The sequence below is a fragment of the Pacificibacter sp. AS14 genome (assembly GCF_038899935.1).
In the GTDB taxonomy this organism is placed as follows: domain Bacteria; phylum Pseudomonadota; class Alphaproteobacteria; order Rhodobacterales; family Rhodobacteraceae; genus Celeribacter.
In genome coordinates, this window is sequence record NZ_JBBMQI010000004.1 from 39,381 (window position 1) to 53,993 (window position 14,613).

At 51.7% G+C, this 14,613-nt stretch carries 14 protein-coding genes; 7 read left to right on the forward strand and 7 right to left on the reverse strand.

What is annotated here, in order from left to right; translation table 11 throughout:
- Positions 1-37 precede the first annotated feature (37 nt).
- A complete protein-coding gene (locus WNY38_RS05885; RefSeq protein ID WP_342856401.1) occupies positions 38-343 on the reverse strand; it encodes a DUF2282 domain-containing protein in 306 nt (101 codons plus the stop codon).
- Between the two features lie 208 nt (positions 344-551).
- On the reverse strand, positions 552-2,528 hold the full coding sequence (gene thrS, locus WNY38_RS05890; RefSeq protein ID WP_342856402.1) for a threonine--tRNA ligase: 1,977 nt from the start codon (positions 2,526-2,528) through the stop codon (positions 552-554).
- Positions 2,529-2,722: 194 nt separating this feature from the next.
- Here thrS and WNY38_RS05895 point away from each other — a divergent pair, with 194 nt between their 5' ends.
- From WNY38_RS05895 to WNY38_RS05905, 3 genes are all read left to right on the forward strand, one after another.
- Positions 2,723-3,391, forward strand: coding sequence for a DNA-3-methyladenine glycosylase I (locus tag WNY38_RS05895; RefSeq protein WP_342856403.1), 669 nt, complete (start codon positions 2,723-2,725; stop codon positions 3,389-3,391).
- A gap of 69 nt (positions 3,392-3,460) precedes the next feature.
- Entirely contained in the window at positions 3,461-4,204 is a 744-nt protein-coding gene (locus WNY38_RS05900) for an alpha/beta hydrolase (RefSeq protein WP_342856404.1), read from the forward strand.
- 103 nt (positions 4,205-4,307) lie between these two features.
- On the forward strand, positions 4,308-5,021 hold the full coding sequence (locus WNY38_RS05905; RefSeq protein ID WP_342856405.1) for an alpha/beta hydrolase: 714 nt from the start codon (positions 4,308-4,310) through the stop codon (positions 5,019-5,021).
- A 2-nt stretch (positions 5,022-5,023) separates the two neighbouring features.
- Here the strand turns inward: WNY38_RS05905 and phaZ are convergent, their stop codons facing one another.
- The gene (gene phaZ, locus WNY38_RS05910; protein WP_342856406.1) at positions 5,024-6,331 is read right to left on the reverse strand and encodes a polyhydroxyalkanoate depolymerase; all 1,308 of its coding nucleotides are present in this window, start codon (positions 6,329-6,331) and stop codon (positions 5,024-5,026) included.
- Between the two features lie 129 nt (positions 6,332-6,460).
- Between phaZ and phaC the strand changes: the two genes are divergently transcribed.
- The 4 genes from phaC to WNY38_RS05930 all read left to right on the forward strand — a co-directional run bounded on the left by phaC (position 6,461) and on the right by WNY38_RS05930 (position 10,712).
- Positions 6,461-8,254 (forward strand): class I poly(R)-hydroxyalkanoic acid synthase, encoded by a 1,794-nt coding sequence (gene phaC, locus WNY38_RS05915; RefSeq protein WP_342856407.1) that lies wholly within the window; start codon positions 6,461-6,463, stop codon positions 8,252-8,254.
- Between the two features lie 152 nt (positions 8,255-8,406).
- Entirely contained in the window at positions 8,407-8,856 is a 450-nt protein-coding gene (locus WNY38_RS05920; protein WP_342856408.1) for a Phasin, read from the forward strand.
- 194 nt (positions 8,857-9,050) lie between these two features.
- Positions 9,051-9,596, forward strand: coding sequence for a polyhydroxyalkanoate synthesis repressor PhaR (gene phaR, locus WNY38_RS05925; protein WP_342856409.1), 546 nt, complete (start codon positions 9,051-9,053; stop codon positions 9,594-9,596).
- 159 nt (positions 9,597-9,755) lie between these two features.
- The gene (locus tag WNY38_RS05930; RefSeq protein WP_342856410.1) at positions 9,756-10,712 is read left to right on the forward strand and encodes a LysR family transcriptional regulator; all 957 of its coding nucleotides are present in this window, start codon (positions 9,756-9,758) and stop codon (positions 10,710-10,712) included.
- A gap of 51 nt (positions 10,713-10,763) precedes the next feature.
- On the opposite strand, the gene WNY38_RS05935 is transcribed toward WNY38_RS05930, so the two are convergent.
- From WNY38_RS05935 to WNY38_RS05950, 4 genes are all read right to left on the reverse strand, one after another.
- Positions 10,764-11,969 (reverse strand): aminotransferase class I/II-fold pyridoxal phosphate-dependent enzyme, encoded by a 1,206-nt coding sequence (locus tag WNY38_RS05935; RefSeq protein WP_342856411.1) that lies wholly within the window; start codon positions 11,967-11,969, stop codon positions 10,764-10,766.
- 151 nt (positions 11,970-12,120) lie between these two features.
- Positions 12,121-12,819, reverse strand: a complete 699-nt coding sequence (locus tag WNY38_RS05940) for a type 1 glutamine amidotransferase (RefSeq protein ID WP_342856412.1) — start codon at positions 12,817-12,819, stop codon at positions 12,121-12,123.
- 67 nt (positions 12,820-12,886) lie between these two features.
- Complete coding sequence (locus WNY38_RS05945; protein ID WP_342856413.1) at positions 12,887-13,714, reverse strand: ABC transporter permease subunit; 828 nt, start codon at positions 13,712-13,714, stop codon at positions 12,887-12,889.
- Positions 13,711-14,589 carry an ABC transporter permease subunit gene (locus WNY38_RS05950; RefSeq protein ID WP_342856414.1) on the reverse strand — a complete coding sequence of 293 codons (879 nt, stop codon included), beginning with the start codon at positions 14,587-14,589 and terminating at the stop codon, positions 13,711-13,713. The genes WNY38_RS05945 and WNY38_RS05950 overlap by 4 nt, the downstream gene beginning before the upstream one ends.
- Between the last annotated feature and the right edge of the window lie 24 nt (positions 14,590-14,613).

The window sequence follows — 14,613 nt, forward strand, 5'->3', positions numbered from 1 at the left end:
TCGCCGCGCATAGGCGCGACGACCTGAATTTTTTAGCTTAGGACGCCATGTCGCGATCAAGAGCTTCCATGGAACCGTGGCGCATCATGCCGTCAGCTGCTGCTGGCAATTCCATTGTTGCACATGTGCCAGCTGGAACCAAAGACCAAGCGTTGCCTTGGTAATCAACTTTAGAAGTGCCTGCACATGTTGTGCCTGGGCCGGCTGCACAGTCGTTTTCGCCTGCAAGAGAAACGCCGTAACATTTTTCAGTTGCGTCTTGTGCAGATGCTGTTGTTGCGTGAGCAGAAAGAGCAGCGGCAAGAGCGCCAGCAAGAGCGAGTGATTTTGTGTGTTTGGACATTGATAGTCTCCCTAAGTGTTATGCGTTTGCGCCGTGTTTGGCGGTGAGGACAACTTGGCCCAAAGAAACGCGTTATGCCATTCACAGGCCTGTGTCCCACGCGTGTGTCAGGGATTGTAACAAACGAAAACGTGAGTTGCCCATGATCAAGATATAAAAAAGGCGGCCAAACCCTGACCGCCTTCTTTTATTTTCAATGGGTTACGATTTACTTAAAGTCAGGGGCAAGTGCTTCGGCTGTGAGTTTTTCAACCAATTCATCCAGTGGCGAGACAGACGTTTGTTTCTCGCCAAGGCGTCTCACTGAAACAGTGCGTTCTTCGACTTCACGCGCACCTACGGCCAATATTACAGGAACCTTGCCCAAAGAGTGCTCGCGGACTTTATAATTGATCTTTTCATTGCGGGTGTCTGCCTCAGCGCGCACACCAGCCGCACGCAGTTGGGCAACAACTTCATGCACATAGTCATCCGCATCCGAAATAATCGTCGCCACAACAACCTGACGTGGGGCCAACCAGAATGGCAATTTGCCCGCGTGAGATTCGATCAAGATGCCGATGAATCGCTCAAACGAGCCCAAAACAGCGCGGTGAAGCATCAAGGGGCGATGCTTGTTGCCATCTTGACCGATATAATTGGCATCCAGACGCTCAGGCAAGTTCGGGTCGATCTGCAGCGTGCCACATTGCCAGTCACGGCCAATCGCATCGGTCAATACGAATTCAAGTTTTGGCCCGTAGAACGCGCCTTCGCCCTCTTGGATCTCATAGGCATAACCCGCAGCTTTTATTCCGTTGGCCAAGGCTTCTTCGGCCGCGTCCCAGCTTTCTTCGGTGCCAACACGTTTTTCAGGGCGCGTGGACAGTTTTACTTTCCATTGATCAAACCCAAGATCGGCGTAGACTTTTGCAAGGAAGGTTACGAATTTCTTGGTCTCGTCTTCGACCTGATCATCTGTACAGAAAATATGCGCGTCATCTTGAGTAAACCCACGCACACGCATGATCCCGTGCAAAGCGCCTGAGGGCTCATAACGGTTACATGACCCGAATTCAGCCATACGCAGCGGCAGGTCGCGATAAGATTTCAAACCTTGGTTGTAGACCTGCACGTGACACGGGCAATTCATCGGTTTGAGCGCGTTCACTGTTTTTTCGCGGGCGTGCTCTTCGTCGACTTCAACGATGAACATGTTCTCTTGATAATTGTCCCAGTGACCGGATTTTTCCCACAGCACGCGGTTCACCACTTGAGGAGTGTTCACCTCAACATAGCCGTCTGTCTCTTGCATGCGGCGCATGTAGTCTTGCAGCTGTGTGTAGATTTTCCAACCATTTGGGTGCCAGAAGATTTGGCCTGGGGCCTCTTCTTGCATATGGAACAGGTCCATTTCGCGACCCAGTTTACGGTGGTCGCGTTTGGCAGCCTCTTCCAACATGGTCATGTGGGCTTTTAGGTCGTTGCGGTTTTTGAACGCGACGCCGTAGATGCGCTGCAACATTGGACGCGCGCTATCGCCCAGCCAGTAGGCTCCGGCAACATGAGTCAATTTGAACCCATCCGCAGGGACTTGGCCGGTGCTTTGCAAATGCGGACCGCGACACATATCTTGCCAGTCGCCATGCCAATACATCCGTAGGTCTTCGCCCTCAGGAATCTTGTGGATCAGCTCGACTTTGAACGGCTCATTTGCGTCCTCGTAAAACTTGATCGCGCGGGCGCGGTCCCACGTTTCTGTTTTAACAGCGTCACGTGCGTTGATGATTTTCTTCATCTCGGCCTCAATCGTGCCAAGGTCCTCGGGAGTGAAGGGCTCTTTGCGGTCAAAATCATAGAACCAACCGTAATCGCGCACAGGGCCGATGGTCACTTTGACGTCTGGCCAAATCGCCTGCACGGCGCGGGCCATGATATGCGCCAAATCGTGGCGGATCAGCTCAAGCGCTTGAGTATCATCTTGCAAGGTGTGGATCGCGATGTCTGCGTCGGCATGGATCGGCCATTGCAGATCGAAATGCGCGCCGTTTACCGTGGCAGAGATCGCTTTTTTACCAAGCGAGGTCGCGATGTTTGTGGCCACTTCGCCCGGCGTGATGCCGGCGTCATATTCGCGAACAGAGCCATCGGGAAGAGTGAGTTTGATTTGAGTATCTGTGGCTGGATTATTTGTGACTGGGGCCATCTGGGCGTTCCTCGTCGTTTTGGCGCCTACTAAGCGCCCGGTTGCGGGTCATATGTTTGCGCTTTTTCGCTCTCTGTCAGGCTAATGTCAACGCGGATATATTTGATCAGGTGCATCAATATATCGGATCTGTCTAAACCGCTTGAACCGAAAGATGCAAACGCGCAGGATGTGGACCAGACGTGGAGGGGCTCATGCGCTCATATGACGATATTCTGATGATTGCCGTGGAACGAAAAGGCGGCTTTGGTCTGGTGCTTGATGGTATCGAGGCGCCAAAAACTGCTGATGAGCTTGCGGCGCTTTCAGGGGCCGATTGGCTGCGAAGGATGTCTTTTGGTATCATGGCGACGGGCATGTCCACAAAGGTGATACAAGCCAAAGCACAAGAAATGACCGAGGCCTTTCATGGTTTTGACGTCAATCGTATCGCTCATATGTCTGAAGACTGGTTTCATGAATTGCTTGGGGATCGCCGGATCATTCGCAGCGCGCCAAAAGTACGCGCCATCCACGAGAACGCGATTTTCATTCAACAGGTCGAAGCTGAAGTTGGCAGCTTTGGACGCAAGATCGGCGATTGGCCCAATGACGATTATATCGGATTGCTGGCGTGGTTGAAATCTCAAGGATCGCGTTTGGGCGGCAATACTGGCGCATACGTGCTGCGCAATATGGGCAAAGAGAGCTTCATTTTGACTCGGGATGTTGTGGCGCGATTGGTGGCCGAAGGCGTGATCGACAAAGCGCCAACATCGAAATCAGCCATGCGCGCGGTTCAGGACGCGTTTAACACGTGGCAAGATCAATCGGGGCAAAGCCTGACCACGATCAGCCGCGTGTTGGCGCAAAGTGTGGGCTGAGCGCTAGGTTTGGCTTTCCCTGAACTTGCACAAGCGTTACTTCAGAAATTCCAGAACATTTGAGGTGTTATGACAGAGTATTTGAACACACCGTCGGGGCGTCGCATCGCTTATAATCAAAGCGCGGGCATCGGCATCGGCATCGTTTTTCTTGGCGGATTTATGTCTGACATGGACGGCACGAAAGCTATCAAACTTGAGACTTGGGCCATAGCACAAGGGCGTCCGTTTTTGCGATTTGATTATTCGGGACACGGCCAAAGCGATGGCGTGTTTAGGGATGGATGCATCGGCGAATGGGCTGAGGATGCTCAGGCCGCGATTGAGGCGTTGACCGATGGGCCACAGGTGCTTGTCGGATCCTCGATGGGCGGCTGGATTGCGTTGTTGTTGACCCAAAAAATAGCGCAAAAGGTTGCAGGGCTGGTGGGCATTGCCGCTGCACCGGATTTCACGGAAGACAGTATGTGGGCGGGGTTCACGCCTGTTCAAAAGGCAGAACTGAAAGACAACGGGGTTGTGCTTTTGCCGTCAGATTATGGTGAACCCTATCCGATTACTGCCAAATTGATCGAAGATGGGCGCAACAATTTGGTGCTGCGCGCGCCCTTGCCGCTGCCCTTTCCTGTACGCTTTTTGCAAGGCACGCAGGACACTTCGGTGAGACGGTCGGTGGCTCTCAATTTGTTAGATCATTCAGATGGCGATGATGTGCGATTGCAATTTCTCAAAGGGGCAGATCACAGTTTTTCTACGCCGGTTTGTATGGAAGTCATTAAAAATGCCATTTCAGAGGTGTTGTCGCGTTTGTGACGACCTATGTGCGCGGATATCGGCTTTGGTGTCGCTTGAGCGCTTGACGCTCGGGCGATCCTTCGCAATTTGAGGGGGAGTTGTTTTTAGAGCGGGGCGAAAAATGAACGAAGCTGTGGTTTTGCTACCTGGGTTTATGGCTGATGGACGCGTGTTTGTAGATCAAGTTGCAGATTTAAGTGGCGCGCACGCGGTTCAAGTCGCACCTTTACTTGGTAACACTCTTGAGGAAATGGCCGAATCCGTCTTGGCCACAGCCCCGCCAACCTTCGCAATTGCTGGGCATGACCTTGGGGCGACAGTGGCCACTGAAATTTTACGCCGCGCGCCAAATCGGGTGACACGGCTTGCTTTGATCTGTGCGTCAGCCCAAGGGGAAACGCCTAGTGCGGCAGCTGCTCGCGAACCTCGTATGGTCCGCGCGAAAGCAGGGCGTTTGGGTGAGGTTCTGATGGAAGAGATGCCAAGCACGACCCTGGCAGATTCAGAGTATCGCAATGCCATCCGCGACCACTGGATTGATATGGCGATGGAAGTCGGTGTTGAAACCTATTTGCGTCAATCCAAGATCATCCAACGTCGACCAGATATGCAAAAAGTGCTGCGTCGAGCGCGTTTGCCTTGCATGGTCATCGGAGGGGCTGCAAACACGATTGTGCCGCCGCGTCGCCTAGAATTCATGGCTGAACTGATGGCCTGTGCCGAGTATGTACTGTTGGATGGTGCAGGTCATCTGCCGATGCTAGAGACACCGCGTGCGATGTCTCGGGCGCTTCAATCTTGGCTTAAGATCGAAGCGCCGTTGGTCTTACGCTAAGCTTAGCTTGCCTTTTTTGTATCCGGTTTCTTTTTTTCATTCGCTTTGGGGGTCGATTGTGTGCCTCCCACAACGCGCGGCCCAGAGTTCTGATCAATGAAGTCTAAAACCAATGGCCGAATGTTGTTGCGCCAGCTTTTGCCTGCGAAAATCCCGTAATGACCTGCGCCTGGCTCAAGGTGGAAAGCCTTTTTGCTGTCTGGCAGGCCAGTACACAGATCTAAGGCAGCTACACATTGACCAGGTGCAGAGATGTCATCGTTTTCGCCTTCGACGGTTTTCACAGCAACATCAGTGATTTTGCCGATGTCGATTTTCTTACCGTTTACGACAAACTCGTTTTTTGCGATTTCCAAGCCTTTAAAAATGCGGTCCACCGTTGAGAGATAAAACTCAGCGGTCATATCCATGACAGACAAGTATTCGTCGTAGAATTTGTTGTGCTTGTCTTGGTCGCCGGCTTCGCCTTTGGCAACGCGGCTGATTTGGTCGGTAAAGGCTTTTGCGTGGGTTTCGGCGTTCATCGAAATGAACGAGGAAAGTTGCAAAAGGCCGGGGTAGACTTTACGCCCAACGCCTTTGTATTTGAACCCTACGCGTTGGATCAGGCTGTTCTCAAGCTGGCCCATTGTGACGCGGTTGCCAAAGTCTGTCACATCGGTTGGTGTCGCATCTGGATCGATGGGGCCGCCGATCAATGTGAGCGTACGGGGCTGCGCCGCGGGATCTTCTTCGGCCAAATAGGCGGTCGCTGCCAAGGTCAAAGGGGCTGGTTGGCACACGGCAATCACATGAGTTTGTGGACCCATATATTTCAAAAATTCAACAAGATAGAGCGTGTAATCTTCGATATCGAACTTGCCTTCAGAAACTGGAATGTCACGGGCGTTGTGCCAGTCTGTGATATAGACTTCGCAATCTGGCAGTAGGGACACAACAGTTGAGCGCAGCAATGTGGCGTAGTGGCCAGACATAGGTGCAACGATCAGAACCTTGCGCGGCATCTCATCGCGGCCTTGCACGTTGAAGTGGATCAAATCGCCGAAAGCTTTGGAGACTTCGATATCAACATCAACGGTGTGATCGCGGCCGTCTTCGCCAACAACGCTGCCAATGCCCCAAGCAGGTTTGGTCGCCATACGCGCGAAAGAACGTTCCGTGACCTCGCCCCATGCGGCCATCATTTGTAACGCGGGGTTCGCGGTCATCGAGGCGGCAGGGTACGAACCAAGCGCCTGAGCAGTCGCCCCAAACCACTGGTTGGTGGTCCGTAGGGTTTCCATTAAGTCATAGCTTGCCATGAATCGCATCTGGTCTCCGTTCTGCCGAAGTTTCGGCTTTGCTGCGCTTCCCTATTGGAAATGTCGCGCTATCGTGATCTCATAGTCTTACAGTATATTTAAATGCTGCAAGTGCAAAGTATTTAGGGAGGTGACGAGATGACGCTGAAGGAAGACAGTGAAATCCGTGATTTGGAGGTGATGAACGCCAATATTACCAAGATCGAAGAGCTTTCCACGCGACTTGCGGCAGCGATGTCGCGCTCAAAACCGATTCCCAAAGCGTTGCAAGGCCCAAGCGACGATCTCTTCGTCAAGGCGGCTTCAGCTTATGCGGCCGAAATGGTCAACAATCCTGCAAAAATTATCGAGCATCAAATCGGCTATTGGGGCAAAACGCTGGCGCATTTTGCGGACGCGCAAAGCCGTTTGTCCAAGGGCGACTTGACGCCGCCAAAAGATGACACCCCGAAAGATCGCCGTTTCTCGAACCCATTGTGGGATACGCATCCCTATTTCAATTTCGTAAAACAGCAATATGTCGCGACCTCGCAGGCCATGACGGACGCGGTGCAAGACATCGAAGGCTTAGAAGATCGAGATCGCAAACGGGTAGACTACTTCACACGACAGATTGTTGATATGCTCGCCCCGACCAACTTTTTAGCCACCAATCCAGATGCGCTGGAACAGGCCGTTGCCACCAATGGTGAAAGCCTCGTGACCGGTCTGGAAAACCTTGTCCGCGACATCGAGGCACATGACGGGCAAATGATAGTGAGCCTGGCCGACACAGACGCTTTCGAAGTGGGACGCAATCTAGGCACTACGAAAGGATCTGTCGTCTTTCGCAATCGCATGTTCGAGCTGATCCAGTATGCGCCGAGCACTGAAACCGTACATGAGGTGCCATTACTGCTGTTCCCGCCTTGGATCAACAAGTTCTATGTGCTTGACCTCAAAGACAAAAACTCACTGATCAAATGGATCGTCGACCAAGGCTACACATTGTTCGTGGTCTCTTGGGTGAACCCTGATGAAAGCTATGCGGACGTCGGCATGGATCAATATGTCGAAGAAGGTTTCATGACGGCGATTGATAAGGTCAAGGAAATCACCGGCGTGCCAAAGGTCAACGTCACTGGGTATTGCATCGCGGGGACTACCTTGTCGATCACGCTTGCTTTGTTGAAACAGCGCAAAGACACATCCGTCAACTCTGCGACATTCTTCACCACTTTGACGGATTTTTCCGATCAAGGCGAAGTTGGTGTCTTCCTAGATGACGATTTTGTTGATGGGATCGAGGCAGAGGCTACGCGCACGGGCATTATGAGTTCTCTTTATATGTCGCGCACATTTTCGTACCTGCGTGCTAACGATCTTATTTATCAGCCTGCCATCCGGTCCTATATGTTGGGTGAAGCGCCGCCTGCATTTGATCTGTTATATTGGAACGGCGATGGCACCAATTTACCAGGGAAAATGGCAATCGAATATCTGCGCAATCTTTGCCAAGGCGATAAATTGGCAACGACAGGCTTTCCGATTTGTGACACTCTCGTACACTTGTCCGAAGTCGATGTCCCTATTTGCGCGATTGGCTGTGAGACCGATCATATAGCTGCATGGTCCAGTTCCTATAATGGTGTGAGACAAATGGGGTCGAAAGACAAAACCTTTATCCTGTCGGAGTCGGGCCATATCGCTGGGATCGTAAACCCACCAAGCAAAAAGAAATACGGTCATTATACCAATGACGACATGAGCCTTACCCCTCAAGAATGGAAAGGCGCGGCCAAATTTAATGAGGGCAGTTGGTGGCCGCGGTGGGTATCATGGCTGACTGAGCGTTCAGGCGACATGATTCCGGCACGCACAATTGGCGATTCGGGTGTAAAGGCGCTGGCACCAGCACCAGGCACCTACGTTAGGGCGAGTGGAACTCTCTGATTTCACGTGATTTTGAAAATTCATGCTGCGTCGCAGAAATTTCACTTGATTTGCTGCACTGCAGCATCCATATTGTAGTGAGACGAAGCAAAGCGGATCTGTTGGAATAGTCCAGCTCCTCCGCATAGAACATAAGTTCAGGAGATATGATCATGGCTGCTAACGAAGACTTCACAAAAATCATGAAAGACATGATGGGCGCATTCCCAATCGACGTGACTTCATTCCAAGAAGGTTTCAAAACCAATGCATCGCTCAGCGATAAAATGTCCAAAGTTGCAATTTCTGCAGCTGAAAAATCTTCCGAGATTTCTTCTAAGTGGACAAAAGAAACACTCGCAAAAGTGAGTGACATCACTGGCGCCAAGGACGAACCAGCTGACTACTCAAAAGCATTCACAGATTTCGCATCTGCTCAAGCCGAGCTCGCTGCTGAAAACATGGCTGCTTTTGCTGAAGTTGCAAAAACCGTCCAAATGGAAACTGTTGAGCTGATGCTTGCCGCTGGCAAAGACATGGGCGAAGACGTTACTGCAGCTGCTAAAAAAGCGACTGACGAAGTTACTAAAGCTACCAAAAAAGTAACGACACCAGGAAAATAATTTCTTCTGCAATCTAGGTGCGTCACCTCCCTTCGTACCGGTTGCACCATGACGGGCCCCTCATATGAGTGGGCCCGTTTTCGTTTATCATTTTGTTTGGCTTTATCTGTTTCACATAATTGTGCCTTTTCTTTTGCTTTTCCAAAAGCGGGGGCATAGGCTTTCTGCAATGCAATATTTTAGGGAGGGGAGCCATGGTTGACTCGAAGAGCGGGACGCTTTTGATCAAGCGTTATGCGTCACGGCGTTTGTACAACACCGAGACATCTGACTATGTGACACTCGAAGATATTTCTGGCTTCATTCGCACCGGACGCGAAGTACAGATTATTGACTTGAAATCTGGAGACGATTTGACTCGCCAGTATCTTCTTCAAATCATTGCCGAACATGAGGGACGTGGCGAAAGCGTTTTACCTTTGGGGGTGCTGACAGATCTTGTGCGCAGCTATACGACGGAAGTGAATTCTGTGGTGCCTCAGTTTCTGGCTCAGAGCTTTGAAATGCTGCGCGGTGGACCTGCGACAGTGATGGGGAATCTTGGAACCAGCATTCCAACAATCCCTGGTTTGGAAGCCATTCAAGCGCAGCAAGAAGCCTTTTTAAAAGCGATGACGGGCGGCATACCGGGTGCGTGGCCTGGGACGACATCACCAACAAAAACAGAAGAAAAAGAAGATCTTGGTGACATCAAGCGCCAACTCGCAGAGCTGCAAGAAAAGCTATCTAAACTTTCGTAGATTTAATTTAATTTTTGCAACAAGGCCCATCATTCCTGGTGGGCTTTTTTGTACTTTTACGATGGGCACAGTATTACACAAACGCAAGTTTCTATTGCAAAGGGGCTGACATCGCGTGACGTGCGCCTTAGCTTGAACACATCAAACGCAAGAGGCTCGATGATGAATGATACGGTCGGGCGATTGAGCCTTTGGGGGATCGAAGTGTTTTTGGCTGCCGCCGAAGATGGATCTGTGTCAGCGGCTGCCAAACGGCTTGGAACCTCACCCTCATCTGTGTCCCAACAAATCTCAAACTTGGAAACTGCTTTGGGGACCGAGCTGTTGAACAGACGCGAGCGTCCGATGACGTTGACGCCTGCTGGCCGGATTTTACGTCGGCGTGCGCTCACGATTGTGGGCGAAGCCTCCCATGCGCGCTCAGAGATCGCAGGTCTTGATCTGTCTCAATTGGGCTCCTTGCGCCTTGGAATGATCGAGGATTTCGAAGCCTCAGTGACGCCAATTTTGCTGTCAGGTATGGCCGACACGCTAACGCACACACGTTTCGAATTGGAAACAGGCCCGTCCCATCGATTGCTGGATCATTTGGAGCATCGCAGTTTGGATGTCATCGTCGCGGCTGAGATCGCCAGATCGAACTGGATGAAGAACCTGCCCTTGCTTGATGACCCCTTTGTTGTCGTCACTGCCAAAGGGCATGGTGCATCCTTGGAAAATTTGAAAGATGTGTCCTTTATCGAATACACGCGCCGTCATGCCATGGGGCGTGAGTTGGCACAGCATTTGACGGCTGAAGGCGTCACCTTAGTGCACCGATTTGAATTGGACAGCTATCGCGCCATGATGGCGATGGTCGCGGGCGGCACAGGCTGGACGATCCTCACCGCCATGGGGGCACAACAGGCGGGGCGCTATGCCGATAGCATCGATATTCATCCATTGCCTTTTGCCCCAATGTCGCGTCGTATTTCTGTTTTTGTGCGTAAAGACGGGATGGAAGACATGGCGGACGACATCGCGACTCGTTTACGCCCCTTGATCCAGGAACAGCTCATCCAACCTGCCGTTGCGTTAAATCCATGGTTGTCTGGACACTTCAAAGTGCTCACGTAAAACGCCGCCAAAACGAATGGGCGGCGTCTCACAGCTTTGGCGATCTTCAGGTCATTCCGCTGCTTGGACCAAGCCCTTAGCATCTGCTGCGGCGTCAATCAGAGCATTGGCAATGAAATCCAAATCCGCTTTGTGCAGACGTGCCGGCAATCTCGTGTCACAAGCTTTTGACAGCATCTCGCGGGTTTTGGGCAAGTCTGGCGTCTCGCCTAAGAATTGCCAGTTCCAAAACGCGCGCGCGTTGTCTGTGGACAGGCCAAAAACCTGAACCGATACGCCACGTGATTTGGCCGCCGATTGAAAGCTCAGAGCTTGCTCAGGTGAAAAGTCGACCAAGTTAAACTGCAGACTGTCAGGCGCGCGCAGTTCTTTTTCAAGCTTGTCCGGCACCGTCAAAAACGGCGTGGATTGCAATTTGGCGGCGACATAATCGTGGTTTGTACGACCATCGCGCACGCGTCGGGGCACTTCGGCTAATTGTGGTCGCACGACCGCAGCCGCTAGATTTGACAGTCGTTGATTGTAAAGCGGCAGCTGGTTTTGTACCCGATCAAAAGCTGCATCTAGTGCGGCGCTTGGGGATGCGTTGTGCTTTTTCCAATTGTGCTCGTAAGCGCCCGACATGATCACGGCGCGCGCGATGATGTCGTCGTCATCGGTGATCAAAATGCCACCTTCGCCTGCATTCAAAAGCTTGTAGGACTGAAATGAGAAACAGCCAATTTTACCAATGGTGCCAATGTTTTGTCCGCCCCAAACTGTGCCCAGAGAGTGCGCCGCATCTTCAACCAACGGCACATCATGCGCCTCGCACAGCGCCACAATCGCGTCCATGTCAGAGGTATGGCCCCGCATGTGAGAAATTAAAACAGCGCGGATATCATTGGTGAGCTTCGCTTCAAAATCATCCAAGTCGATCCTGTAGTTGTCACCACATTCCACCAAAACAGGGATGCAATCTGCGTGGACAACCGCCGAAGGCACCGCAGCGAAGGTAAAGGCGGGGATAAGCACTTTTGCGTCGCGGGGCAAGCCGAGTGCTTTCAAAGACAAGAATAGCGCTGCAGAACAAGAGGACACTGCAAGTGCATATTTTGCGCCAAGCATGGTTGCGAATTCGCGTTCCAACAAAGTGACGGGAGCATTTTCAGAAGCCGTGTAGCGAAATAGATCGCCAGAGCTGAGCAAGTGTTCGATTTCTGCGCGTGCAGCCTGTGGGATGGGTTCTGAATCGTATACGTTCGGACCTGCAGTCATGACTTTCACCATTTATAAAATGTCTTTTCGATATAACTGTAAGTGCGTGGCATGTAAAAATCTACCATTGTGAACGCGCATGCGCAAAATTTCGCATAACCGTTACAGTGTTGCTTGTGTCTGAGGTGGATTAGGCCTGATCAGCTGGGCGTTAACGGAATTTTGCAGTTTGACCTGTCTTCAAGAAATCGATCAAAAAGGTGGCAACCCGTGCATCGTCTGTGGGGCTTGCGTTACTGTTGCGCGCCTGAGCGATAATATCTTGCGGATAGGCGGCATCAGTTTCCGCCATCGTCAAGTAGTCAACTGTAACCTCGGGCGAAATTTCAGGGTGTGCTTGCACGGTCAAGATGCTGTCGCAGTATACCAGCCCAGCGTGGTTGCAAAAATCGTTGCGTGCGATGATCTTTGCGTCTTTTGGCAATTGGGTCACTTGGTCTTGGTGCCAAGCGTTGAGATAGATGTCGCCTAAGCCATCAAAGTCATAACGCGTGCGCCCGATCGCCCAGCCGCCGGCGAATTTCTCAACCTTGCCACCCAAAGCCTGCGCCACAATTTGATGGCCAAAGCAAATGCCAACCATCCGTTTGGGACTGGCGTGAATGTCGCGGATCAATGTTTCCAGGGGGGTGATGAACGCATGATCTTCATAGGCCCCATGTTTAGATCCCGTCAAAAGCCATGCATCGGCTGCATTTGGCCCCGATGGAAAGATACCATCGACCACATTATAGGTATCAAACGTCACTCCATGCGGGGCAAGAATACGGATAAACATCGCATCGAAATCACCGTGGTTGGCACGCGGAAGGTCCGGCGCATGGCCGCATTGAAGAATGCCGATTTTCATAAATCACCAATAGAAAGGCTTTGCCTCGATATTAAAGTCGGGGAAGCAAGATAGCTTGTAAGAAATATCACCGGATGATCTGTGGTTTAAACCGAAGTTTTGGGCGGCGTTCTTTGGGCAGGTGGCGATTGAGGCGGGTGTTGATGGCATTGAAAATACTGATCACAATCACGATCAAAACCACAAAGTACCCCGCAACAATCGGGTAGGGCACGAATGGGTTGAATGTTTTTTCTGCAAAATAGGACGCGTAATACAGCGCATCGCCCTTTTGCTGCCAGGCCGGAAAACCTGAGAAAAACACCAAAGCGGTGGCGTGAAATAGGAAAATGGCCTCGTTGGTGAAAGATGGCCACGCCAGGCGCAGCATTGTCGGCCAAGTGATCCGTCGAAACCGCGTCCAGCCGACCATGCCATAAGCGTCCGCCGCTTCCATGTCGCCCTTAGGGACGGAGCGCAGAGCACCATAGAAAATTTCCGCGGAATAAGCTGACGTGTTGAGAAACAATACGATCAACGCCCCCGCCCAAGCGCGGGTCAAATTCCCTGTTTCAAGTGTCATGCCAAAGACGTCGATGCCCGTTTTTGGCAATTGAACAAACAACTCATAGGCCAAGAAAAACTGAATAAACAAAGGCGAGCCGCGAAAGAGAAACATGAACCATTCTGCCGGTTTGCGCAGCCACGGATTGGGCGTGTTTTTGGCAACCGCCAGCAGCGTCGCAAAGACGAAGCCAAAGACCAAGGCCAGCACACCAAAATAGATGTTCCACAACATGCCTGAGCCGATCAACGTCACCTGCTCGCATAGGGTGATGTCGGATTTTGGCAAAAGGCGCGGGCCGAACCCGATCGAACGAAATGCGTAGTCTGAAATGGTTTGCAGACAGCTCATGTGGCTTTCCTCATCTGCTCACCTGCAACAGTGGCTTGGCCGCGTGACAAACGCGTGGTGATGCGGGCCAAAACAATTTCAGAGACCTTGGTAAAAGCAAGATAAAACACCAAAAGCCCAAGGAAATACCACAGCCGCCAATCGGGATGTGGATAATCGAAATGGCTGGTTTTAGCACCGCCAAGCTCGCGGGCCCAATAGACGATATCTTCGACACCCAGCAAGAACAGCAAGGGCGTGGCCTTGATTAAAATCATCCAAAGATTGGACAGGCCGGGCAGGGCGTAGACCCACATTTGCGGCACCATGATCCGCCAAAAGCTTTGGCGTGGCGACATGCCATAGGCTTCTGCAGTTTCCATCTGTGCACGCGGCACAGCGGACATCGCACCAGATAAAACATTGGCGGCGAAGGCACCAAATACGATGGCAAAGGCGATCACAGCCAGAATAAATCCGTAGATTTCATGCACAGATTGTGGCGCTGACCCAAGGGGCAGCTTGGCTGCCGAACACACAAGGAAATCATTGCCTTGGCGGATTGGTTCAGACCAATCGGGGCACAGAATTTTGTGGCGGGTCCATTCAAAACCTTGATCCATTGCCAAGGGCACAAAAAGAAAGAAAACGATATCCGGCACGCCACGAACCATCGATGTGTAGAGCGTTCCAAGCCAGCGCACAGGGGCGATTTTAGACCGTGCTGCCATGGCACCCAGAAACCCCACGCCAAGCGCGATCGGGGCAGTCACGGCCAAAAGCGTGAGCACAACGATAAAGCTTTTGTAGAACAAAACATGCTTACCCGTTGTCAGATAACAGGCGAGCCAGTTGAGGCCTTCAAGCGTGGATGGGTCTGTGCAAGATGCGAACATAATGAAAATCGGGGCCAGCGCACC

Bases quoted from the DNA above. Each gene is read 5' to 3' on its own strand.
- phaR (WP_342856409.1), top strand. From the start codon at position 9,051: ATGGTTGACTCGAAGAGCGGGACGCTTTTGATCAAGCGTTATGCGTCA.
- WNY38_RS05895 (WP_342856403.1), top strand. From the start codon at position 2,723: ATGCGCTCATATGACGATATTCTGATGATTGCCGTGGAACGAAAAGGC.
- WNY38_RS05905 (WP_342856405.1), top strand. From the start codon at position 4,308: ATGAACGAAGCTGTGGTTTTGCTACCTGGGTTTATGGCTGATGGACGC.
- WNY38_RS05900 (WP_342856404.1), top strand. From the start codon at position 3,461: ATGACAGAGTATTTGAACACACCGTCGGGGCGTCGCATCGCTTATAAT.
- phaC (WP_342856407.1), top strand. From the start codon at position 6,461: ATGACGCTGAAGGAAGACAGTGAAATCCGTGATTTGGAGGTGATGAAC.
- phaZ (WP_342856406.1), bottom strand. From the start codon at position 6,331: ATGCGATTCATGGCAAGCTATGACTTAATGGAAACCCTACGGACCACC.
- WNY38_RS05930 (WP_342856410.1), top strand. From the start codon at position 9,756: ATGATGAATGATACGGTCGGGCGATTGAGCCTTTGGGGGATCGAAGTG.
- WNY38_RS05950 (WP_342856414.1), bottom strand. From the start codon at position 14,589: ATGTTCGCATCTTGCACAGACCCATCCACGCTTGAAGGCCTCAACTGG.
- WNY38_RS05920 (WP_342856408.1), top strand. From the start codon at position 8,407: ATGGCTGCTAACGAAGACTTCACAAAAATCATGAAAGACATGATGGGC.
- WNY38_RS05945 (WP_342856413.1), bottom strand. From the start codon at position 13,714: ATGAGCTGTCTGCAAACCATTTCAGACTACGCATTTCGTTCGATCGGG.
- WNY38_RS05885 (WP_342856401.1), bottom strand. From the start codon at position 343: ATGTCCAAACACACAAAATCACTCGCTCTTGCTGGCGCTCTTGCCGCT.
- WNY38_RS05935 (WP_342856411.1), bottom strand. From the start codon at position 11,969: ATGACTGCAGGTCCGAACGTATACGATTCAGAACCCATCCCACAGGCT.
- WNY38_RS05940 (WP_342856412.1), bottom strand. From the start codon at position 12,819: ATGAAAATCGGCATTCTTCAATGCGGCCATGCGCCGGACCTTCCGCGT.
- thrS (WP_342856402.1), bottom strand. From the start codon at position 2,528: ATGGCCCCAGTCACAAATAATCCAGCCACAGATACTCAAATCAAACTC.